Source organism: Cupriavidus necator, assembly GCF_016127575.1.
Taxonomy (GTDB): domain Bacteria; phylum Pseudomonadota; class Gammaproteobacteria; order Burkholderiales; family Burkholderiaceae; genus Cupriavidus; species Cupriavidus necator_D.
Window position 1 is genome coordinate 155,424 of record NZ_CP066020.1, and the last position, 22,875, is coordinate 178,298.

General features: G+C 60.7%; 15 protein-coding genes and 4 pseudogenes. 12 read left to right on the forward strand and 7 right to left on the reverse strand.

Annotation, left to right across the window (positions count from 1 at the left end):
• Positions 1 to 122: 122 nt before the first annotated feature.
• Entirely contained in the window at positions 123 to 2,246 is a 2,124-nt protein-coding gene (locus tag I6H87_RS32770) for a TonB-dependent receptor (protein ID WP_041688647.1), read from the reverse strand.
• Between the two features lie 430 nt (positions 2,247 to 2,676).
• Here I6H87_RS32770 and I6H87_RS32775 point away from each other — a divergent pair, with 430 nt between their 5' ends.
• Complete coding sequence (locus I6H87_RS32775; RefSeq protein ID WP_011154048.1) at positions 2,677 to 2,997, forward strand: hypothetical protein; 321 nt, start codon at positions 2,677 to 2,679, stop codon at positions 2,995 to 2,997.
• 703 nt (positions 2,998 to 3,700) lie between these two features.
• On the opposite strand, the pseudogene I6H87_RS32780 reads toward I6H87_RS32775, so the two are convergent.
• Positions 3,701 to 3,940 (reverse strand): annotated as a pseudogene (locus I6H87_RS32780) (transposase domain-containing protein); the annotation flags it as partial.
• A 124-nt stretch (positions 3,941 to 4,064) separates the two neighbouring features.
• On the opposite strand from I6H87_RS32780, the gene I6H87_RS32785 reads away from it, so the two are divergent.
• The 6 genes from I6H87_RS32785 to I6H87_RS32810 all read left to right on the forward strand — a co-directional run bounded on the left by I6H87_RS32785 (position 4,065) and on the right by I6H87_RS32810 (position 10,328).
• Positions 4,065 to 5,297: a site-specific integrase gene (locus tag I6H87_RS32785; RefSeq protein ID WP_011154050.1), complete on the forward strand. Its 1,233-nt coding sequence runs from the start codon at positions 4,065 to 4,067 to the stop codon at positions 5,295 to 5,297.
• Positions 5,294 to 6,241: a tyrosine-type recombinase/integrase gene (locus I6H87_RS32790; protein WP_011154051.1), complete on the forward strand. Its 948-nt coding sequence runs from the start codon at positions 5,294 to 5,296 to the stop codon at positions 6,239 to 6,241. The genes I6H87_RS32785 and I6H87_RS32790 overlap by 4 nt, the downstream gene beginning before the upstream one ends.
• Positions 6,242 to 6,321: 80 nt before the next feature.
• Entirely contained in the window at positions 6,322 to 7,173 is an 852-nt protein-coding gene (locus tag I6H87_RS32795; protein WP_231881543.1) for a tyrosine-type recombinase/integrase, read from the forward strand.
• The gene (locus I6H87_RS32800) at positions 7,154 to 8,392 is read left to right on the forward strand and encodes a site-specific integrase (RefSeq protein ID WP_011154055.1); all 1,239 of its coding nucleotides are present in this window, start codon (positions 7,154 to 7,156) and stop codon (positions 8,390 to 8,392) included. Before I6H87_RS32795 ends, I6H87_RS32800 begins: the two co-directional genes overlap by 20 nt.
• Positions 8,389 to 9,333: a tyrosine-type recombinase/integrase gene (locus tag I6H87_RS32805; RefSeq protein WP_011153963.1), complete on the forward strand. Its 945-nt coding sequence runs from the start codon at positions 8,389 to 8,391 to the stop codon at positions 9,331 to 9,333. Before I6H87_RS32800 ends, I6H87_RS32805 begins: the two co-directional genes overlap by 4 nt.
• The gene (locus tag I6H87_RS32810; RefSeq protein ID WP_011153962.1) at positions 9,330 to 10,328 is read left to right on the forward strand and encodes a site-specific integrase; all 999 of its coding nucleotides are present in this window, start codon (positions 9,330 to 9,332) and stop codon (positions 10,326 to 10,328) included. The genes I6H87_RS32805 and I6H87_RS32810 overlap by 4 nt, the downstream gene beginning before the upstream one ends.
• A 165-nt stretch (positions 10,329 to 10,493) precedes the next feature.
• Here the strand turns inward: I6H87_RS32810 and I6H87_RS32815 are convergent.
• The 5 genes and pseudogenes from I6H87_RS32815 to tnpB all read right to left on the reverse strand — a co-directional run.
• Positions 10,494 to 11,225: pseudogene (locus tag I6H87_RS32815) on the reverse strand (tyrosine-type recombinase/integrase); the annotation flags it as partial.
• Positions 11,222 to 12,169, reverse strand: a complete 948-nt coding sequence (locus I6H87_RS32820; RefSeq protein ID WP_011154051.1) for a tyrosine-type recombinase/integrase — start codon at positions 12,167 to 12,169, stop codon at positions 11,222 to 11,224. The pseudogene I6H87_RS32815 and the gene I6H87_RS32820, both read right to left, overlap by 4 nt.
• Entirely contained in the window at positions 12,166 to 13,398 is a 1,233-nt protein-coding gene (locus tag I6H87_RS32825) for a site-specific integrase (protein WP_011154050.1), read from the reverse strand. Before I6H87_RS32825 ends, I6H87_RS32820 begins: the two co-directional genes overlap by 4 nt.
• Before the next feature lie 160 nt (positions 13,399 to 13,558).
• A pseudogene (tnpC, locus tag I6H87_RS32830) lies at positions 13,559 to 14,911 on the reverse strand (IS66 family transposase); the annotation flags it as partial.
• A gap of 31 nt (positions 14,912 to 14,942) precedes the next feature.
• A complete protein-coding gene (tnpB, locus tag I6H87_RS32835; RefSeq protein ID WP_011154059.1) occupies positions 14,943 to 15,293 on the reverse strand; it encodes an IS66 family insertion sequence element accessory protein TnpB in 351 nt (116 codons plus the stop codon).
• Between the two features lie 191 nt (positions 15,294 to 15,484).
• On the opposite strand from tnpB, the gene I6H87_RS32840 reads away from it, so the two are divergent.
• The 5 genes and pseudogenes from I6H87_RS32840 to I6H87_RS32860 all read left to right on the forward strand — a co-directional run bounded on the left by I6H87_RS32840 (position 15,485) and on the right by I6H87_RS32860 (position 22,646).
• Positions 15,485 to 18,424, forward strand: a complete 2,940-nt coding sequence (locus tag I6H87_RS32840) for a Tn3-like element IS882 family transposase (RefSeq protein ID WP_011154060.1) — start codon at positions 15,485 to 15,487, stop codon at positions 18,422 to 18,424.
• A gap of 271 nt (positions 18,425 to 18,695) precedes the next feature.
• Positions 18,696 to 19,361: pseudogene (gene ybgF / locus I6H87_RS32845) on the forward strand (tol-pal system protein YbgF); the annotation flags it as partial.
• Between the two features lie 363 nt (positions 19,362 to 19,724).
• Entirely contained in the window at positions 19,725 to 20,483 is a 759-nt protein-coding gene (locus tag I6H87_RS32850; protein WP_011154062.1) for an abortive infection family protein, read from the forward strand.
• A 133-nt stretch (positions 20,484 to 20,616) separates the two neighbouring features.
• Complete coding sequence (locus I6H87_RS32855; protein WP_162166401.1) at positions 20,617 to 21,381, forward strand: abortive infection family protein; 765 nt, start codon at positions 20,617 to 20,619, stop codon at positions 21,379 to 21,381.
• A 332-nt stretch (positions 21,382 to 21,713) separates the two neighbouring features.
• Positions 21,714 to 22,646 (forward strand): hypothetical protein, encoded by a 933-nt coding sequence (locus I6H87_RS32860; RefSeq protein WP_011154064.1) that lies wholly within the window; start codon positions 21,714 to 21,716, stop codon positions 22,644 to 22,646.
• Positions 22,647 to 22,875: the final 229 nt, after the last annotated feature.

Below are 22,875 nucleotides of genomic sequence, written 5' to 3' on the forward strand. Positions count from 1 at the left end.
GTGAAATTTCGTCGCGGCCATGCGTTGATTGAGGTTGCCGGAGCTAGAGAAGGGACGGCCCTGAGAGCCGCCCTCTAGTGGCTTATGGCCTTACGACAAGTTTGTACTGCGGTGTGGATGCTTTACATCCGGTACCGCAGCGTCGCCATCACGCTGCGCGGGGCACCCGGCATGTTCAGGTTGGAGCTGGTGCCATGCGCCGACACGATGTAGCCCTTGTCAAACAGGTTGTACACGTTCAGCTGCGCCTCGAACGCGCCGCGGCGGTACCAGGCCATGGCGTCGGCGGTGACGTAGCCAGGCAGCGTCACGGTGTTGAGCGGATCGGCATAGCGCGCGCCCACCAGGTTGAGGCCTGCGCCCACGCCGAAGCCGTGGCCCAGGTCCTTCGTCACCCACGCGTTGCCCGAGTGGCGCGGCGTGATGGTGGCGCGCTTGCCCTGCAGCGCGGCGGTGGACTTGGTGATGGTGGCATCCAGGTACGCGTAGCCCGCCAGCATGCGCCAGCCGCCGCCCAGCTCGGCCGCGCCGGAGATCTCGATGCCGTCGGTGCGCTGCTCGCCGATCGGCAGTAGTGCCGTGTTGGTGGCGTTGGCCACCTTGATGTTGCTGCGCTCCAGGCGGAACACCGAGATCGTGGTGCTGGCCTTGCCGTTCAGCCAGTCGTACTTGGCGCCGACTTCAGTGTTGTTGGTGGTCTCGGGCGCCAGGTCGGCGTTGTTGGCCGCCAGCGCAAAGGCCTCACCCGACGGCTGGAACGACTTGCTCCACGACACGTAGTACGACTGCGCCTTCGACGGCTGCCACACCAGGCCGGCGCGCGGACTCCAGGCGGTGTCGGTGCGCGACAGGTCGCGCTGGCCTGCGATCCGGTTCCTGGTCTCTTGCTGGAAGTTGTCGTAGCGCACCCCCACCAGCGCCTTCCACTGCTCGCTGAACTTGATCATGTCCTGGGTGTAGAACGCCAGGGTGTCGAACACGCCCAGGTTCGAGGTGGTCGGGTTGCCCGGCGCCTTCAGCGGCAGCGTCATCAGCACCGGGTTGAACAGGTCGAACACTGCCGGGCGGCCGTTGGCGCCGAGCACCGGCTTGGTGTTGTTGACCTGGTCCTTGTTCTGCTGCCCGATCTCCATGCCGTACAGGATCTCGTGCTCCATGCCCAGGAAGGTGGCCTTCTGGGTCAGGTCGGTCTGGTTGAACCAGCCATGTTCCTCGCGGCGGACATTGCCGTGGTTCATGGTCAGCGTGCGCGCCGCTTCGTTGACCGCGGAGGTCAGCGTGTTGTTGCGGTCCAGCGAGTAGTGGTAGTAGCGCGTGGCGTTGCGGATCGACCAGTTCTGGTTGAAGCGGTGGTTGATCGTGGCAGTGCCGGAGAACACGCGCGACTGCGAGTAGTCGGCATCGCGCGCATTGGCCGCGCCGTAGTAGCGCGAGGCCGGCACGTCGACCGGGCGGCCCTGGTAGGCCGGGATGCCGAAGTCGGTGACGCGGCGGTCTTCCAGGTAGTCGGCCTGGAACAGCACGGTGGTCTCAGGTGCGACGCGCAGCTCCAGCGACGGCGCGATCGCCTTGCGGTCCAGGAACTGCTGCGAGCGATAGCTGTTGGCCTTCTCCACGGCGCCGGTGATGCGGAACGCGGCGGCGCCGTCGGCGAACACGCGGCCGACGTCGGCCTCGGCGCGGCGGTCGGCCCACATGCCGTAGCTCAGCGCGAAATCGGTGACGTCGATGCCAGGCTTCTTGGTGACGCGGTTGATCAGGCCACCGGCCGAGCCACGCCCGTACAGCACCGCCGCCGGGCCCTTGACCACTTCGACGCGGTCCACGTTGGACAGGTCGCGGAAGTACAGCGCGTCATCGCGGATGCCATCGACGAACTGGTCGGCGATCGCGGTGAAGCCGCGGATCGAGACCTGGTCGCGCTGGCCATCGCCATGTGAGAACGACACGCCGGGCACGTTCTTCAGCGCGTCCTGCATCGACGTGGCGTGCTGGTCGCGCATTACCTCGGCGGTGACCACGTTGACGGTCTGCGGGACGTCGCGCAGCGGCGCTTCGGTCTTGGTTGCGCTGAGCGCGTTGGGCGGGTTGTAGCCGGCGCCCAACTCACGGCTGACGTCGGCCTTGACGGTGACCTCGGGCAGCTGCGCCGCTGCAGTCGGTGTCGCCTGCGACCAGGCTGCCATCGGTTGAAAAACGAAAGTCCCCGCCACCGCGGCGCAGATCGGGTGAAGCTTTATTCTCATTCTTCGGCTCATGTTTTGTAATGCTTCGTAATATTTTTTGCAAACGCGACGCATTATCATTTGCGTTTGTTGGAAGGTCAACCTTTTCTTGAACCAATTGGGGCCGCCGTCGTAATCTATGGGCGGACTTGCATAAGAGCCTTATGGAGCATATCCACCCGACCGGAAGAATTGCAGGACTCGGATTGTGGCCAAGTGCGCGCTACGGGGGGCGGACTCGGTTCAAGGTGGAAAAAGCTGCGTGTTGCGGGGGCGGATTGGCCGTAACGCCAGTTCGCGAGCGGATACAAAGGCTTACAACGCTCTCAACCGCGAGGGTCAACCGTGAAAACCCACTGCCGTTACAGGAGGTAACCAGCTTTAGTTTCTGCACATACCAAACAGGACGAGGACGCTCTAAGGTATTGGCAGCATTCGACGGAATCGCATCATGCAAAAGATCTTGGCAGTTTGTGCAATTGCAGCCGCGTCAATACTCGTGTCAGGTACCGCCCAGGCAAGGGTGGACGTGGGAATTGGCATCGGTATCCCTGGTGTCGTTATTGCTGCGCCGCCGCCCCCGGTGTACTACGAACCGGCCCCTGTCTATGTTGCACCACGCCCTGTAATCGTGGCACCCCCGCCCGGTTATTACGACGACGATTGGCAAGCGCGCGCCTGGCGCGAGGAACAGTGGCGTGAACAGCGATGGAGGGAGCGTGAATGGCGAGAGCGCCATCGCAGGTGGCACCGCTGGCATGACGACGATTGACGCTCCGGAGCGCTGTACTTTTGACGCGCCGGCGCTGTACTTGGATGTCAGGTCGCGTGCCAAAGACAGTGGGCGCCTTCAGACGAGATGGCGATGTCGCCGACGGCGGGCAGGAGGGTCCGATAAACCATGGCGGTGGTCCCGATTCGAAGTCCCAGGGCGCCTACTCCAAAGCTGGCGAAGGTCGCCGAGATGACCCGCCACCCATTTTGTATATGTCTGGACGCAGCCAGTAGAGGGTTCGAGCCTACATCAGCCGCCCGGCACACGGCACCACGGTACGCATTCACCAAGCGGTAGCCCGCGTAGACCTCCTGAGAATTACGCACTGCATACGGCGCCTCGTCAACAGAAGGGCCTCTGCGGCCAGCCACAAGGCCCCTCTAACAGAGACTTACTTTGCTTACGTCGAGTCCTTGAGTCCTCAGCGGGCAGTGCTTGATCCAGTCGCTGAGCCGCTTGCGCTGCCGGCTGAGCTAGAGCCCGTGCCCGACGCGCTAGATTGAGGGCTCACACTTCCGGAGCCGGATAGTGATCCGGTACCACTGGTGCTGCCCGCGGCCGTACAGCCGGCCAAAGCGCATACGATTACTAGTGCGAACGCAGTCGAGGTCGTCTTTCTCATCTTGTGCTCCGTTTATTGGGATCGGGCTCCACGGCATCGTAAGCGCGCGGTGATCCCGTCTTGACGACAGCGCCGCGGTCAGGACTGCGGGAGTTGCCAGTGATGAGGCAGAAGCTCCTCGAGGCGACTTGCGGGCTGCGTTGGCAGTCGTGTGAGAACGTCTTTGAGATAGGCGTAGGGATCGTGACCGTTCAGCCTGGCCGACTGAAGGAGGCTCATGGCCGCAGCAGCGCGACGGCCTGCCCGAAGCGATCCCGCAAAGAGCCAATTGCTCCGGCCGAGAGCAACCGGACGGATCTGGTTTTCGCACCAGTTATGCCGGCTCCCCGATTATGCCGCGTCGTGCACGCGCATGACGGTGGGTATGGCCTTTCATGATCGCTGTGTCGGCATAAACATATGATGTCTCAGGCTGGCTAATGCGCTGGCCAGGAGAGATCAGATGAATGCAACACGCACAGTCAGCGAATCCGGCGGGCTGCCGGCCCATCACATCGATGCATTTCTTGATCGTCTACGGACGGCACACTATTCCGAGGTATCGCTTCGCAAGAAACGAAGAGTCCTGTGCGTGTTCTCCGGGTGGATGAAGAACAGGAACATTGACCTGATCGATCTCGATGAGTCTGTCACGGCTCGTTTTATGAATCGCATGATCGACGCTTCAAGAGACCGCGTCCAGCGTGCGCGTCCCACCTTACGGCAGTTTCTTGCCTATCTGCGCGCGGAAGCCATTGTGTGTTCGCCGACGTTGGGCGGCCAGTCCGAGATTGCGCGCATTTATCGCCGATACCTGGACCATCTGAGGCAGGATCGTGGACTCGCGAAGAACTCGCTGCTCGTCTACGGCCCCTTCATTCGCGACTTTCTCGACAGCCACTCGGCCAACGACGGAACGATATTGGCAGATGCATTTTGCGCCGTAACGATCCGAGATCATTTCCTTACCTACAGCGAAGGTCGATCGGCGGAGTACACGCGGCTGATGGCAGTTGCGCTTCGCTCGTTCTGCCATTTCCTCTTTCTGCGCGGCGATACGGCCCGAGACCTGTATGAGTCAGTGCCGTCAGTTCGTAAGTGGCGACAGTCAACTGTACCGACGTTCCTCACGCCTGAGCAGCAAGAAGCTCTCATTGCGTCCGCAGACCGGTCGACTCCGACTGGGCGCCGTGACTACGCAATCCTGCTGTTGTTGGCGCGGCTCGGTCTACGTGCCGGAGAAATAGTTGCCATGCAGCTCGACGACATTCACTGGCGTTCGGGGGAACTCGTCGTTCATGGCAAGGGGCAGATGGTGGAGCACGTCCCCCTGCCATCGGAGGTCGGAGCAGCAATCGCTACATATCTCCGCGATGGTCGCGGAGCAAGTGCATCGCGGCACGTATTCCTTCGTAGATTGGCACCTCGGGTTGGTCTGGCGGGACCGGCGGCGATTGGCAAGATTGTTTGTCAGGCCTTCGCACGTGCAGGTTTCCGCCCCGCGTGCCGTGGTTCCGCACATCTGTTCCGTCACGGTCTGGCGACGACGATGATTCGCCACGGGGCCTCGATCGCAGAAATAGCTGAGGTCTTGCGGCACCGCTCACCGGACAGTACCGCGATCTATGCAAAGGTCGCGTTCGAGGACCTGCGCGGGGTCGCGCGCTCGTGGCCCACGGCGGGAGGTGCAATATGACTTCGATCCGTGACTCCCTCGCTCGGTACGTGGCGGTCCGCCGCGCTCTCGGGGCATCATTCTATGAACCTGCATTGGCACTCGGTCATTTCGTTGATCTTCTGGAACATGAAGACGCAGAGTTCATTACTACCGATCTGGCTCTGCGCTGGGCGATGACGCCCGCACTCGTCGAACGCGCCACCTGGGGGCGGCGCCTCTCTCAAGTGAGAGGATTCGCCAGATGGATGAACGTCATTGACGGTCGAAACCAGATTCCTCCAGCAGGACTCCTGAGTGCCCGCAGACGGCGCAATGCCCCGCATATTTACACGGAGCAGGAAATTGATCTGCTTATGACCCGCGCCGCTCAACTGCGATCCCGAACCGGCATGCGAGCACTGACCTATTCGACGCTCATCGGGCTTCTTGTAGCGACGGGCCTCAGGCCAGGCGAAGCGCTTCGGCTCGACCGGTCCGACGTTGACCTCGTCAGCGGGATACTCTCCATCCGGGAATCGAAGTTCGGCAAATCGCGCTTTGTTCCTGTAGCAGAGTCGACCCGGGTGGCACTCGAACACTATGCCAAGAAACGCGATCAACTCTGTCCTTCACGATTGAGCGAGGCGTTCCTGGTTAGTGAGCGCGGCAAGCGATTGAAGGCCGGAACTGCACGAAGCATGTTCGTCAGAATGTCGCGCGCTGTCGGTCTGCGATCGGCGACAGAGGATGGGCGCGATGGTTACGGCCCGCGCCTCCAGGACTTCCGGCATAGCTTCGCGACGGGAAGGCTGGTCGAATGGTATCGCGCCGGTCTGGACGTAAGTCGAGAACTGCCGAAACTTGCCGCCTACCTCGGGCATGTCAACATCGGTCTTACGTACTGGTACATCGAAGCGGTTCCTGAGTTGCTTGAACTCGCGGCAGCCTATCTCGACAAGGACTGTCCGGGAGAACGGCCGTGAGCGCCGCCAGCCTCCCAGCCCTGGTTCAGCGCTTCTTCACCCAGCGCCTGCTCGAGCAGCAAGGTCTGAGTTCGCATACGGTGGCAAGTTACCGTGACACGTTCCGGCTGCTGCTGGCGTTCGCCACTAAGCATATCGGGCGCGCGCCGTCAAAGCTCCGAATCGAGGACTTCGACGTGTCGTTGATCGAGGAATTCCTGCAGCACCTCGAACACGGCAGAGGCAATTCTGTGCGCACACGCAACACGCGGCTTGCCGCCGTGCATGCCTTCTTCCGGTTCGTCGCAGTCAGCGAGCCTGCGTTGTTTCTGCAGTGTCAGCGCATTCTTGCAATCCCATCCAAACGCTGCGAGCACGGCCCAGTTGAGTTTCTGACCGAGAGCGAGGCCGCCGCTCTGGTAGGGGCGCCTGACGTACGAAACTGGATCGGCAACCGCGACCGAACGCTGCTTCTTGTAGCGGTTCAAACGGGTCTGCGCAATAGCGAATTGACCGCACTCCGGCGTCAGGATGTGACGCTCGGCACAGGCGCCCACGTTCGTTGCCTTGGCAAAGGCAGAAAGATGAGATGCACTCCGCTGCGACCGGATGTAGTTGCCGTCCTGAAACAGTGGCTGCTGTATCAACCAGGCGAACCAGGTGATCCGGTCTTCCCCAGTTCGCGCGGTGGTCATCTCAGTGCCGATGCTCTTCAGCGACTCGTTTCGCGCAACGCTGAGATCGCGCGCCTCTCGTGCCCCTCGCTGAAGAAGAAATCAATAACGCCTCATACGCTTCGGCACTATATGCCCTTCCCGACTATGTCTTGTAATCGAAAGATAGCTCTCTATTTCATGGGCAAACGGATGCACGGAGATAGAGATAGTCTTGACTCCTTCCTTCAGCCCCAGAGCATCCGGGAAGGAGTCCATCATGAGATACACCATCCATGACCGTGTCGTTCTCGCACACGCACCAGAAGGCCCGCTCGCGTCCCATATCGTCGCCTTTGCGAACTCGATCGCTGTGCAGGGATACAGTACGCAGTCACTGAAGTACCACGTTAGGCTCGTTGCAGGTTTTAGCCGCTGGCTTGGCCGAAACGGAATTGACTTGCATAACGTCTGTCCTGATCACAGTGCGCAATACTTACGTTATCGTGCGCGGCACGTGCGACCGGGTCCGGGAGACCGTGCTGCGCTCAGGCATCTCATTGATTTTCTCGATCGTGAGAGGCTGATTTCGGCGCAGAGAATGCCTGAGCGTCGGCTGACCCCTATTGAGTCCTGTACACAGGCTTACGTTGAGTATCTGCATGAGGCGCGCGCCCTGTCCAAAGCAACGATCGTCAATTACGTGCCGTTCATAAGGGAGTTTCTCGAAGATTGCTTTGGTGACGGGCGCATCAGGCTTTCGCGTTTGCGTGCCGGCGATGTCGTGAACTTTGTGCAATGTCAGGCACTGCGTCTGCATCTGAAGCGCGCGAAGCTCATGACTACAGCGCTGCGATCCTTCCTACGTTACGCGTGCTATCGGGGCGACATGACGCTCGATCTGGCCGCCGCTGTTCCCGTCGTGGCCAACTGGTCGATGCAGTCAATCCCTCGCGGGATTCCACCAGAGCAGATACAGCAACTGCTGGTCAGTATCAATCGACGGACTGCCGTTGGTCGTCGTGATTACGCCATCATCCTGCTGCTCGCGCGCCTGGGACTGCGTTCTGGGGAAGTGGCATTTCTCGAGCTCGACGATATTGACTGGAACACAGGAGTTTTAAGCGTGCGCGGCAAGAGTGGCCAGCGTAACGGGCTGCCTTTGCCCGCCGATGTTGGAAAGGCGATTGCAGCATACCTTCGAGACGGGCGACCGCAGAGCACCAGTCGCCGTGTGTTTTTGCGTGCAAAGGCGCCTGTTATCGGCTTTCGTGGTGCGAGTGGCGTGGGCTCCATCGTTCGGCACTCGCTCCAGCGCGCCGGCATCGACGCCCCAACCACGGGGGCGCACCAGTTTCGCCATGGACTGGCCTGCCAGATGCTCAGTCACGGCGCGTCACTCAGTGAGATTGGTGAGTTGTTGGGACATCATCATCCGCAGACCACGAAGATCTACACGAAGGTCGACATCAAGGCATTGCGTACCCTGGCCGTACCGTGGCCGGGAGGTGTGCGATGAACACGCTGCGGCAGGCCGTTCAGGAGTATCTGGACCTCAGGCGGAGCTTGGGCTTCAAGCTTAAAGATGCCGGCAAGGCATTGCCTGATTTCGTCGCGTTTATGGAGAGGCACCGCGCTTCCTTCATCACCCAGGCATTGGCTCTTATGTGGGCCCAGCAACCTTCCAACGTCCAACCCGCGCACTGGGCGCGACGACTCAGTATCGTGCGCGAGTTTGCACGTCATCGTAGTGCGACCGACCCACGCACACAGATTCCTGCACCGGGTCTGCTGCCGTTTTCGCCGAAGCGGGCCCGACCATACCTATACTCGAGCGATGAGATTCGCAGACTACTCCATGCTGCGCTTCAGATACCCTGCCGCTACGCGCGCGACGAACTGCAACCATGGACCTATTACTGCCTGTTTGGCTTGCTGAGCGTTTCGGGCATGCGTCTGGGCGAAGCGCGCAATCTTGAGCTTCAGGACATCGATCTGACGGCGGCAATATTGACGATTCGCGGCGCCAAACTTGGCAAGTCCCGGTTCGTTCCAATGCATGCGTCGACCTGCAAAGTGCTCGCGGACTATATTGCACGACGCAAACGTCATTGGGCGGGGCGACCCGTGTCCTCCTACTTGTTCGTGTCTAACCAGGGCAATCGTCTGGATAGTGGAGAGATTCATCGACACTTCTATGCATTGTCCCGGCAGATCGGTCTGCGTGGCGCAGCCGACAGTCACGGCCCGCGTCTGCATGACATGAGGCACGTATTTGCGACGAATACGCTTTTACGCTGGTACCGTTCCGGACAGGACCCCGAGCGCCGCCTGCCCATCCTGTCAGCTTACCTCGGTCACGTCCACATCGCGGATACGCAGTGGTATCTGAACGCCTCGCCGGAGCTGATGCGCGAGGCGATGCGCCGGCTGGAACAGCGCTGGGAGATTCAACCATGACTACTACCGCCAGTCTCGCTCCGTTGCTGGAGCGTTTTTTTACGCAACGCCTGATGCAGCAGCGCCAGGCGAGTCCCCACACGATCAGTTCCTATCGCGACACCTTTCGTCAGTTCCTGAAGTTCGCGCAGCAACGCCTGCACCGGCAGCCTTCACGCATGAATTTCGAGGAAATCGATGCCCCTTTGATCGTTGCATTTCTCGATGACCTGGAGCAGCGTCAGGGCGTGAGCGTTCGCAGTCGAAATCTTCGCCTCACGGCAATTCATTCCTTCTTTCGTTACGCGGCGCTCGAGACGCCGGCTCATTCCGCTCAGATCCAGCGGGTGCTTGCTATCCCCAGCAAGCGCTTTACCCGCACCCTGGTGCAATTCCTGACTCGCCAGGAAGTCGATGCCCTGCTTGCCGCACCGGACCAGCGTACCTGGGCCGGCCGACGCGATCACGCCTTTTTGCTGGTCGCCGTGCAAACTGGCCTTCGCCTGTCCGAGATGACCGGACTCAAACGCGATGACCTTGTTCTCGGAACCGGTGCTCACGTGCGGGTGATTGGCAAGGGTAGGAAAGAGCGTTGTACGCCCATCGTCAGATCCACGCTCGCCGTACTGAAAGCTTGGCTGCGGGAACCCCAGCGCGGTGAGGACGACGTGCTGTTTCCAAGCGCGAGGGGCGAACGCCTCACTGTTCATGGCGTGCAGTATCTGCTAAACAAGCATCGAGAGACCGCGTCAAAAATTTGTCCATCGTTGAAGCAGAAACAGGTCACCGTTCACCGTTTGAGGCATACGATGGCCATGGACCTTCTGCAGGCGGGCGTTGATCGTTCCGTGATTGCACTGTGGCTCGGGCATGAATCGGTGGAAACCACGCAGATCTATCTCGAAGCGACACTTGCGATGAAGGAGCAGGCTCTTGCGAAGACATCTCTGGCTCACGGCAAGCCAGGACGCTACCGGCCGGCAGACGAACTTCTCGGCTTCCTGAATGGACTGTAGGGCCACGAAACTATGTCGGGTAGTGACGGGGGATGGCTCCACAACAAGTGCGCATCGGACGAGCACGGAGGCAAATCCCTCATTACCCGATATAGTCAGGAAGGGCATATAGTGCCGAAGCGTATGAGGCGTTATTGATTTCTTCTTCAGCGAGGGGCACGAGAGGCGCGCGATCTCAGCGTTGCGCGAAACGAGTCGCTGAAGAGCATCGGCACTGAGATGACCACCGCGCGAACTGGGGAAGACCGGATCACCTGGTTCGCCTGGTTGATACAGCAGCCACTGTTTCAGGACGGCAACTACATCCGGTCGCAGCGGAGTGCATCTCATCTTTCTGCCTTTGCCAAGGCAACGAACGTGGGCGCCTGTGCCGAGCGTCACATCCTGACGCCGGAGTGCGGTCAATTCGCTATTGCGCAGACCCGTTTGAACCGCTACAAGAAGCAGCGTTCGGTCGCGGTTGCCGATCCAGTTTCGTACGTCAGGCGCCCCTACCAGAGCGGCGGCCTCGCTCTCGGTCAGAAACTCAACTGGGCCGTGCTCGCAGCGTTTGGATGGGATTGCAAGAATGCGCTGACACTGCAGAAACAACGCAGGCTCGCTGACTGCGACGAACCGGAAGAAGGCATGCACGGCGGCAAGCCGCGTGTTGCGTGTGCGCACAGAATTGCCTCTGCCGTGTTCGAGGTGCTGCAGGAATTCCTCGATCAACGACACGTCGAAGTCCTCGATTCGGAGCTTTGACGGCGCGCGCCCGATATGCTTAGTGGCGAACGCCAGCAGCAGCCGGAACGTGTCACGGTAACTTGCCACCGTATGCGAACTCAGACCTTGCTGCTCGAGCAGGCGCTGGGTGAAGAAGCGCTGAACCAGGGCTGGGAGGCTGGCGGCGCTCACGGCCGTTCTCCCGGACAGTCCTTGTCGAGATAGGCTGCCGCGAGTTCAAGCAACTCAGGAACCGCTTCGATGTACCAGTACGTAAGACCGATGTTGACATGCCCGAGGTAGGCGGCAAGTTTCGGCAGTTCTCGACTTACGTCCAGACCGGCGCGATACCATTCGACCAGCCTTCCCGTCGCGAAGCTATGCCGGAAGTCCTGGAGGCGCGGGCCGTAACCATCGCGCCCATCCTCTGTCGCCGATCGCAGACCGACAGCGCGCGACATTCTGACGAACATGCTTCGTGCAGTTCCGGCCTTCAATCGCTTGCCGCGCTCACTAACCAGGAACGCCTCGCTCAATCGTGAAGGACAGAGTTGATCGCGTTTCTTGGCATAGTGTTCGAGTGCCACCCGGGTCGACTCTGCTACAGGAACAAAGCGCGATTTGCCGAACTTCGATTCCCGGATGGAGAGTATCCCGCTGACGAGGTCAACGTCGGACCGGTCGAGCCGAAGCGCTTCGCCTGGCCTGAGGCCCGTCGCTACAAGAAGCCCGATGAGCGTCGAATAGGTCAGTGCTCGCATGCCGGTTCGGGATCGCAGTTGAGCGGCGCGGGTCATAAGCAGATCAATTTCCTGCTCCGTGTAAATATGCGGGGCATTGCGCCGTCTGCGGGCACTCAGGAGTCCTGCTGGAGGAATCTGGTTTCGACCGTCAATGACGTTCATCCATCTGGCGAATCCTCTCACTTGAGAGAGGCGCCGCCCCCAGGTGGCGCGTTCGACGAGTGCGGGCGTCATCGCCCAGCGCAGAGCCAGATCGGTAGTAATGAACTCTGCGTCTTCATGTTCCAGAAGATCAACGAAATGACCGAGTGCCAATGCAGGTTCATAGAATGATGCCCCGAGAGCGCGGCGGACCGCCACGTACCGAGCGAGGGAGTCACGGATCGAAGTCATATTGCACCTCCCGCCGTGGGCCACGAGCGCGCGACCCCGCGCAGGTCCTCGAACGCGACCTTTGCATAGATCGCGGTACTGTCCGGTGAGCGGTGCCGCAAGACCTCAGCTATTTCTGCGATCGAGGCCCCGTGGCGAATCATCGTCGTCGCCAGACCGTGACGGAACAGATGTGCGGAACCACGGCACGCGGGGCGGAAACCTGCACGTGCGAAGGCCTGACAAACAATCTTGCCAATCGCCGCCGGTCCCGCCAGACCAACCCGAGGTGCCAATCTACGAAGGAATACGTGCCGCGATGCACTTGCTCCGCGACCATCGCGGAGATATGTAGCGATTGCTGCTCCGACCTCCGATGGCAGGGGGACGTGCTCCACCATCTGCCCCTTGCCATGAACGACGAGTTCCCCCGAACGCCAGTGAATGTCGTCGAGCTGCATGGCAACTATTTCTCCGGCACGTAGACCGAGCCGCGCCAACAACAGCAGGATTGCGTAGTCACGGCGCCCAGTCGGAGTCGACCGGTCTGCGGACGCAATGAGAGCTTCTTGCTGCTCAGGCGTGAGGAACGTCGGTACAGTTGACTGTCGCCACTTACGAACTGACGGCACTGACTCATACAGGTCTCGGGCCGTATCGCCGCGCAGAAAGAGGAAATGGCAGAACGAGCGAAGCGCAACTGCCATCAGCCGCGTGTACTCCGCCGATCGACCTTCGCTGTAGGTAAGGAAATGATCTCGGATCGTTACGGCGCAAAATGCATCTGCCAATATCGTTCCGTCGTTGGCCGAGTGGCTGTCGAGAAAGTCGCGAATGAAGGGGCCGTAGACGAGCAGCGAGTTCTTCGCGAGTCCACGATCCTGCCTCAGATGGTCCAGGTATCGGCGATAAATGCGCGCAATCTCGGACTGGCCGCCCAACGTCGGCGAACACACAATGGCTTCCGCGCGCAGATAGGCAAGAAACTGCCGTAAGGTGGGACGCGCACGCTGGACGCGGTCTCTTGAAGCGTCGATCATGCGATTCATAAAACGAGCCGTGACAGACTCATCGAGATCGATCAGGTCAATGTTCCTGTTCTTCATCCACCCGGAGAACACGCACAGGACTCTTCGTTTCTTGCGAAGCGATACCTCGGAATAGTGTGCCGTCCGTAGACGATCAAGAAATGCATCGATGTGATGGGCCGGCAGCCCGCCGGATTCGCTGACTGTGCGTGTTGCATTCATCTGATCTCTCCTGGCCAGCGCATTAGCCAGCCTGAGACATCATATGTTTATGCCGACACAGCGATCATGAAAGGCCATACCCACCGTCATGCGCGTGCACGACGCGGCATAATCGGGGAGCCGGCATAACGCGGTTCATGCCGCTAGCGGCATGAACCGCGTTGTTCGAGATCGGCCAGGTTCCGTTCTCGATGTAGCGCACGAGCTTTGGCCACTGCCCATGCAGGTAGTGCAGCGCCTTGCCGAACAGGCTTTGCGGCAGTACGGTATGCAGGTGTTGCAGCAGCATCGTTTCGATCTCGGCCAGCAGCGGCTGGCTTTGTTCGGCGCGAACTTGCTGCCGTTGTTCCGGCCTCATCTCGAGCGTGTGGCGTTCGATGGCAAACAGCTTGCCGATGCGCTGCAGGAATCCGGTGACCGTGTGGTCGGCGCGCTTGTCCTTGGGCAAGGCTTGCTCCGCCTCGACCAGGTAGCGCCGCGCGTGCGCCCAGCATCCGAGGTGCACCAACTGATAGGTGTTTGCGACGTCGTCGTATGGTGCATAGCCGTCGGTCATCAACACCGCCCCAGGCTTGATGCCGGCATAGAGAGCCGTAGCCTGCTTTGTCTCGCGTGTGGGGCTATAGGCAAACAACCGTACCGGCGGGCCCGTGCCATTCATCTGCGCCCATAGGAAGCTCTTTCTCTGGGCAGGCCTGCCGGGCTCCTTGAGCACCTGTACCGTTGTCTCATCACCGTACACGACGTCTGCTTCCAGCAGATGGTCACGCAGCAGGTTGATGATTGGCTGCACCGCTTGGCCTACTCGCACTATGCTTGCGGCCAGGGTGCCGCGAGAGAGGTCCCCGCCGAAGCGATGCAGCAGCGCTGCCTGGCGGTACAGCGGCAGGCCATCCTGATACTTCGAGGTGATGCACCAGGCCAGCGCCGATTCGGTAAGGAGTCCCTTGGGAATAATGCGTGCCGGTGCCGGCGTCGTCTTGATGCCGCCGTCGCAGCATGGGCAGGCGTACTTGACCCGCTGGTGCTGGATCACGCGGACCTGTTGCGGCACGATGTCGAGCTGTTCGCTGACCTCAACGCCAATCTCGACCAGAGTCTGGCCATCGAGGGGGCAGACGCGTTCCGATTCGGGTAGTTCGTGACGAACCTCGACACGGGGCAGCGCCGGGTCGAGCGGCTTACGGCCACGCTTCTTGCGTGTGTGCCCGGCCACTTCGGTCTCGGGCGTACCTTCTTCTTCCTGCGCCGGCTGCGCGGCCGCTGCCGCCATGGCTTCGGCCTCATTGAGGAACAAGTCCTTCTGCTCCGAGCCTCGCGCCTCGCTCTTGGCGGCGAACAGCTTACGCTGGAACGCCTTGAGCTGTTCCAAGAGCAGGTCTCGCTGGACCGTCATCACACGCAGCTCGCCCTTGATTGCCTCGCGTTCCGCGAGTATTGCCTTGAGCTCGCGCTCGGCGTCTCGCAACAGTTGCAGCTCGGCGGCGGTAACGGTGACGGGCGTGGATGGCATGGCGGGTTAGACCGCTGCCGCCAAGCAGCGTTCACGCAGCGCGATGGTATTCTCGGTGCGGGTGCCGGCGCATCGCCTCGATGTCAATTCCCTCGAGCAGCCAGTGCAACTGTTCGACCGTCAGCGTGGCCACCGACGCCTCGCGTGGCCAAGCAAACCGGTCCGCCTCCAATCGCTTCAACAGTAGCCAGAAGCCGTTGTGATCCCAGCCGAGAATCTTGATGCGATCGGCCCGCTGGTTGCGGAACACAAATACAGCAGATGCAAACGGATCCAGCCCGAGCGCCTGCTCGACCAGCAGTGCCAGACCGTTGATGTTCTTACGGAAGTCCACAGCGTCGCGATGCAGGTACACCCGCAGCCCAGCGTCGAGGCGAAACATCAATGGCCTCCATTCAGGGCTTCGATCATTGCCCTTAGGGGTAATCGTCCTTTTCTTGCAGATTGATACGGTTATCAATCAGCCCAGAGTCCCTTGTTGGCGTGGCGTTGCAGCCCATTCGTTGACCTTATTGCGGCCATCCGAGCACTTGTCGTACAGTTTTGACCCGAACGACACCCCGAAAAGTGTAGATGTCGGCATTTGCGTATCGCTACGTTGGCAGGGAAGAGTTGCCTGCCCGCTTGACAGAATTTGACCTACGGCAGTTTTTTCAGCTCACCAGTGCTGACATCGCGGCAATACGGGAGCGGTTTCGGGCCGACAGATACGCCGCGGTCGGCCTACAACTCGTTTGCCTCCGGGCCTTCGGTCGGCCGTTGGACCGGTTTGCTGCCGTTCCGCGAAATCTCCTTCAGTACGTGTGCGAAACTTTTTCCGTGCCGCTGTTGTCGATTGCCAGTCTGAAGACGCTGTACCAACGACGCCCGACGTTGTACGAGCATCAGCAATGGGTCAAGGAGCACCTTGGCATCAAGCCGTTCGATGACACCAGCCAGGCCGCTTTGCTGGAAATGCTCCGCGTGCAAGCTGCCGCAGCGGCAGACGTGGATGAGCTTGTCACCACCGCTCAGCGATGGCTCTACGATCGCTGCCGCCTCATTCCCGGCCAGCGCCAGATCACCGACATGGCACGGCATGCATTTTCCGCCTACGAGGCGCAAATGCTCGCAGCGGTTAACCGCGCAGTGCCGGCGGCCACGCTGCAGCACTGCATGGAATCCGTCCGCAGTCCACGGGCTGACGGCTCTGCAACGCACCTCGAGTGGATCAAGGCGCCGTCCAGGCGCAACGGCCCCAAGAACCTCGCTGAAACGCTGGACAAGATCCGCTACCTGAAGTCCCTCGCTGTGCACGAGTGGAATCTGGATGACATCGCTTTGCCCAAACTGCGTGCCTATGCGCAGAAGGTGCAAGCAAGGCGTCCGGCCAAGACCAAAGCACTGAAGGAGAGCACCCAGGCGCTTGAACTGGTGTGCTTTCTACGGATGAGTTTGCTGGAACTCACCGATATCGCGATGCACCAGACTAGCCGACGCAGCCAGGATCTGTTCCGACGCGCGGCCAGCACGGCGCAGTCGACGCACACCCGCTCCGCCGTGGAAGACAGGCAGCAGGCGCTCAAGGCCAAGGCCGTCCTGCAAGACAAGAGCAAGTCGACCGAGCAGCGAGTGGATGAAGCCCTGAAGCACCTTGCCGTCGTCACCGACGCGGCGCATTCGAGCTTTGCGTCACACGTGCGCGCGGCGCTGACCGGTGACCATCAGCGGATTCACGCTCTGCTGTCGGGCCTGGAAGGCCTGGAATTCGGCGGCAGGGAGGACGATCCCGGCTTTGCGAACCTCAAGGCATGGCGCGACCTGCAGACAAGGAAGCTCAATGCTCTGCCAGAAGACTTTACCGAAAGCGGCGTTGGCACGGCGTGGCATGACCTCGTCCATGATCCTGACCCAAAGCGCGGCTATCAGGCCTTCTCTGCCTGCACGATGATGTCGCTACGAAATAGCCTGCGTCGGGGCAGCGTATGGATTGACCACTCGATGCGCTTTCGTGATCGCGACCAAATGCTCATCCCTGCCAAGGAGTGGGAGCGCGACCGTGTCAAGTATCTCGGGCTATTGGGCCTGCCAGCCGCGGCTGATACCTACATCGAACAGCTACTGGATACGCTTCGTGCTGGCGTGGCTGCTGTGGCCGAGGCCACCGCTAACGGCAAGATCGAAATAGGAGACGATGGCATGCTTCACCTGCCGGCGATTGTGCCGCTGGAGCAGGACGATGAACCGCGCCGCACACGCGACTTGATCTACAAGACAATCGGCGATGTGCAATTGCCGGACCTATTGCTGGAGGTCGACGCCTCGACCAATTTCAGCGAGGTGCTGCTCGGGCACCGGGCGAAGTCCGTGCCCGAACTGCTGTCGACCTACGCGGCGTTGCTCGCCCATGGCACCGAGATCGATGCCAAGGGCATTGCTGCGATGATTCCCGGCATCGACACCGCCCAGGTGTCACTTGCCATGCGAGGGCTGGAGACCCATGGCCGTTTGCGCCGGGCCAACGAGGTGGTGGCTGAATTTCAAGGAAAGATCCCATTAGCCACGAACTGGGGCACCGGGCAGAAGGCATCGGCCGACATGATGTCGCTGGACGTTTCACGACATCTGTGGATCGCTCGTGTTGATCCACGTCGACGCACCTACGCGACCGGCATCTACACCCACGTGCTCGATAAGTGGGGCATCGTCTATGACCAACCGATTGTCTTGAACGAGCGTCAGGCTGGGGTGGCCATCGAGGGCGTAGAGCAGCACAACCGCTGCGAGGACCGTATCCGCCTGTCGTTACTGGCAGTGGACACGCACGGCTACACGAACGCCGCGATGGCCTGGGCAAAGGGCTTGAGTTTCGATCTATGCCCGCGGCTGCGCGATCTGTCGGAGCGCAAACTGTATCTGCCTGCAGAGTTTAAAGTGCCAGAAGGGATCGAGCGTGTCACCACGAAGCGCTTGTCCTTGAGAGCCATACGCCTGGGTTGGGACGATTTCCTACGGGTGCTGGCATCGATCCGTATCGGCCGCATTAGCGCTGAGCTCGCCATGCAACGGTTGGGCAGCGCTGCCCGGACCAACAGGGCACACAAAGCTGCCGAGCATCTCGGCCGGCTGTTGCGTAGCATCTTCCTGTGCGACTACGTGACCATTGAAGACTTCCGCCGCGAAATCCATACGTTGCTCAGCCGAGGGGAGTCGGTGCACCAGTTGCAGCGCGCGATCCATGCTGGCCGGGTGCCACACGAACGCGGCCGGCGAGGCGATGAGATGACGGCGATCTCGGGGGCGCACGCGCTTCTGACCAACATCGTTCTGGCGTGGAATACCCACCGCATGAACGATGTCGTCGAGCGACTTCGCAAGGGCGGCACGAACATCGAGGACGCTTGGCTGCGCCGCATGGGGCCGGGGCATTCCGGGCACATCAACTTCCGGGGGATCCTCAGCTTCGGTGTCGAGCGCTACATTGACGCGCTGATCCGAGGCAGTGGCGCAACAACCCGACGGGCTATGGCATAACTGCCATCGAACGCCGCAGAGCAAAATCTGCCACAGATTGGCACACCGCAGTGGCTCGAGGCCGAAATACGGCAGTACCTTCGCAGCGGCAGCTACGACAGCAGCTTCGCAGGCCGGCCAGGCATACTGGCGAGACAGTGCCTGCCAACCGCGTACCAATCCGCAAAGAAAGGACGGTGCAGCGCGAAACGAAGAACCGCTAAGTCATTGTTCTAGAACGTCTTTTTAAGCCTGACCGTATCAATCTGCTGCAAAAGGACGATTACCCCACGATGAGCAGGCGCGCAAAACGGTCATCAACCTGCGCGACCAGTTCAACAGCTTCCAGGACACGGCGACCCAGCGAATTGAGCAGAACAGCCGCACCACGCTCGACCTGCAGAACCAGCTCGAAGGTCTACGCCAGGAACTGGCGCGGCTACGCGGCCAGAACGAAGTGCTGCAGAACACGGTGGCGACGCTGCAGAAGCAGCAGAAGGACTACTACGCCGATCTGGATGCGCGCCTGAAGAAATTCGAGCCGCAGCACGCTTCGGTCGAAGACCGCCAAGGCACGTCGCAGCCGGGCGAGAAGCCCGAATACGATGCCGCGCTCAAGCATTTCCAGGCGGGCGACTTCAAGAGCGCCGGGAATGCGTTCTCGTCGTTTATCAAGAAGTATCCGCAGAGCCCGTACCTGCCGCTGGCCCAGTACTGGCTCGGCAACTCGCTCTACGCGCAGCGCGACTATAAGGGGTCCACCTGGGTGCTGCACAAAATGATCGATGCCAACCCGAGGCATCCCAAAGTGCCGGACGCCATGATCGCGGTGGCCAATAATCAGCTCGAGTCCGGCCAGAAGGCTGCCGGGCGCGAAACGCTGGAACAGGTGGTGGCCAAGTATCCCGGTACCGAAGGCGCGCGTGCGGCGGACAACCGGTTGAAGACGCTGAAGTGAGCGGGGCGGCTTCCAGCAAGCCGCACCACGCGCCGAAGGCCTGCTTTAGGTGGATTTTCAGATTCTTACGAACCCTACATTTTCCGGAGTGTGGGGTCTACGATGACCCTGAAAAGGTCCTGCCGGCTGGCTATACGGGGGGATCGTGCTTTCGCTGCAAAATGATACGCCTGCGCACGAAATTCTCGTTTGAAATCAACAATTTGCACACAACGACTTTCCCACGAAAAGCTCTGTGCATAACTCGTTGATACAGAACGGTTTTCTTGCTGAAACCGTGGCAATCAGCACCGAAAGCACGATAACCCCTTATTGGGGGTACGATCGCTGGTCGGCGGCTACGCCCGGTTTGTGGAGCACTTGATGGCGACCTTTGACGATCTGATGGATGATGCTGCCCTGCGTGGCAAGCTGCTTCTCGCGATGAGGAAGGCGCTCGTCGCTAGATTCGAAAAACTGGATTGGATTGACCTTGGATTCGAGCATGAAATTGGCATTAAGCAACGGATCCTTCAGGGTAGCCAGTTCAAGAGTAATGACGACTATCCCGATCTTGTGCATGACTTGCTGGTGCGCTTGTATAGCGAGAAGCCCGCGGTGCTGAAAGCGCTGGTGCTGCATCCGCGCTTGCAGTCGGCCATCGAGGCCGATGTGCCACAGGTGGTTGCGGCCGTGAGCGGGACGCCCCATGTCACTGTGGCGGCCGCAGACGCTGAGTCGTCGAGCGAGATCGTGGTGCGCGCGCTGCGCGACGCGGAAACACTGATTCGGTCCGGTGGCGGCGCCGAGAGCGCTGTCGACCGGCTGCATACCGCCCTGCATGGCTATCTTCGCCACGTCTGTTCGGAAGCGGGCTTGTCTTATGCGGACGGTGCGACCATCGGCGACCTCTTCAAGCTTCTCCGGGAACGGCATCCGGCGTTTGCGAACGACGGCCCGCACAAGAAGGAGGTCGATCGCATCCGGCGTGGCATGGGCCAGATCCTCGACACGCTTGGGACGCTGCGTAACCATGCCAGCATGGCGCATCCCACAGAGGCGCTGCTGGCGCGCGTGGACGCGGAGTTGACGCTAAATGCTGCGCGCACCGTCTTTAACTATATCGCGGCCACGATCGCGTGACGTCACCCGGCCTGTACCGCACCAGTATGCGGAGCCACATTCGCGCTGGCGCGCGGTGGGTGGGGTTGGTTCAGGTAGGTTCTGGGCGCCGCCATGCCCAGTAAATGGATAACAATTCAGGGAAGATATGTTCTTGGCACTTGAAAAGCTGTTGGGGGACGATGCGAAGCGCAACAAGGCCTTTGCAACCTTTGCAAAGGTACTCGAAAGGCGGTTCTCGGAATCGGACTGGGCCAGTTTCGGGCACGAGCACAACATTGAGGAGATCTATGGCAACGACCATCTCCTGCGGTCGGCCCAGTACGGGAACTCGGACTATAGGCTGTGCATCTTGCGAACGCTCGAATTCCTTTTCGATGACTACGCCAAGGCGCTCAAGGCGTTGCTGACCGATGCGTCGTTGCACAACACGCTCAAACGAGAGGACCCGGATCTCTACGCCATTGTGACGGATGAAGAGGTCCCGCATGTCCCCGCGAAGAAGCCACGCCGTTCGAAGCTGGAGGTGGTCAGGAAGGCTTTGCATGATGCGGAGACGCTGCTCGCATCCGGTGGCCCCACGAGTGCCGTGGATCGGGTGCATACGGCGCTCCACGGCTACCTCAGGGAGGTCTGCGACAAGGCCAAGCTCTCGTACGGGGCGCAGCCGACAGTGACCGAGCTCTACAAGCTGATCCGCACGGAGCACCCGGCTTTCGATGCAAAGGGCACCCATGCCGAGGCGATCAAGAAGGTTGCTAACGGTATGGCCAGTACGCTCGATGGGCTGAATACGTTGCGCAATCAGGCCAGCGTCGCGCATCCGAACGAAGATCTGCTGGACGATGTCGATGCGGGACTTGCCGTGAATGCCGCGCGCACTGTATTCAACTACGTGGCCGGTAAGGTCGGCGACTGAAGAGCCTTCTAGTGTGCAAAAAAGCCGGCGGGGCAGGGGATCTCGGCGCGCGGTGCGAGTCCAGCCGTGGCCGGCTGGGGTGGGTTGGGGTTGGTTGCTGGTTGGTTGGGAATGCCGGCGAGTGGTCCCGGAAGGCATTTTTGAGGGACCGTGGAAGGTGAGGGGAAGCGAGATGGATCTCGTGAGCGAGAGTCCGTCTGGCGAGGGGGCGACCTGACGGCGCGCCGGGCAATTGGGCGCGTGGCGCGCCGTGGGTTAGGTTGGTGTGGCTGGTTGAGACACCACGCTCGTCCAGCGTATTTACGGCTTCAGGAATAGCGAGATCGGCACGCATGGAGATACAGACCATTAGCACGCAAGACGGCGTCACGCGGATCGATCGACGCGATTCCGAGCCGAGGATCCGTTTTTCACCGTTCCATGGCGATACCAATGCCGAGGCGTCCGAGCGGCGTGCGGCTGCCATCTTCGGCCCGGTGGAGATTTGTGACCCGTGGACGAGTGCGCCGCCGTCGCCGGAGCAGATCGCCCGCATTGTGGTCCTTCATGGCGTCTATCGGCCTCCCAAGACGTTTCTTCCGTCCTCGCCATTCCAGCTCGTGCCATCCGAGTTTTTGCGGGTCGCCAAGCAGCGGCCACCCCGGCAGCCGGGGGCGTCCGCCTCCGCGTTTGCGCAATGGATCTACTCGCTCTACGCCAGTAGCGAGGGCAGTGACGATGACCGCGAGAGCGGTCTGGCGGCGGAGCCCGAGATTCTCGCTTTCCGGCATCGCGCCTTGCGCCTTGTTGATGCCGACTATCTGCACCAGCAGCACGCGGCGTGGGAACTCGCGCATTGTGGCCTGCACCACGGCGCTGACACGATGGTGTCTTACTTCCATCTCGATGACCTGCGGGTCAACGGGGAACCGTTGCGCGCGTCCCCCGATCTCGTGTATCGCCACAAGACGACCGGTGAGGTGATCGTGGTGGAGATCAAAATGTCGAGGATGGCCATTCCGAGCAACCTGTGGCCCAACGTCTGGGGCCAGCTGTGGTGCTACGCGCAGCTGCCGGTGGTGCGCGCAGCCAGTCGGGTGACCGTCGTCGGCGAAGTATGGGCGGAGCGATCCGAGCATTCGCGCGGGCAGGGTGACGATTGGCAGCGTTTGCCGCCGTATCTCTACCTGCGGGCCTCTGTGCGCCGCGATCCGCGCGAGGCGGTCTACGATCGCTTCTTCCGGGCGCTCTTTGACATTTATCGAGGCGCTGGCGGCGGGCGATGATCTCGCGCCTTTATCGGCGATGGGGCGGCCACTGACAATTCAGGGATGGGGAATCGGCACGAATGGAGACACCAATCACTATTTCGCGTGGTGGGCTTACGCGGACCTAGGGGTCATCGTACCTTTGGTGCGAAATCTGGTGCTTGGAAGCTGGAAAGCTGCTTGCCGCAAGGCTTTCCAGATTACTTCGCGCCGCCCGTGAGGATCGAACTCAAGATCCCTTGACCCC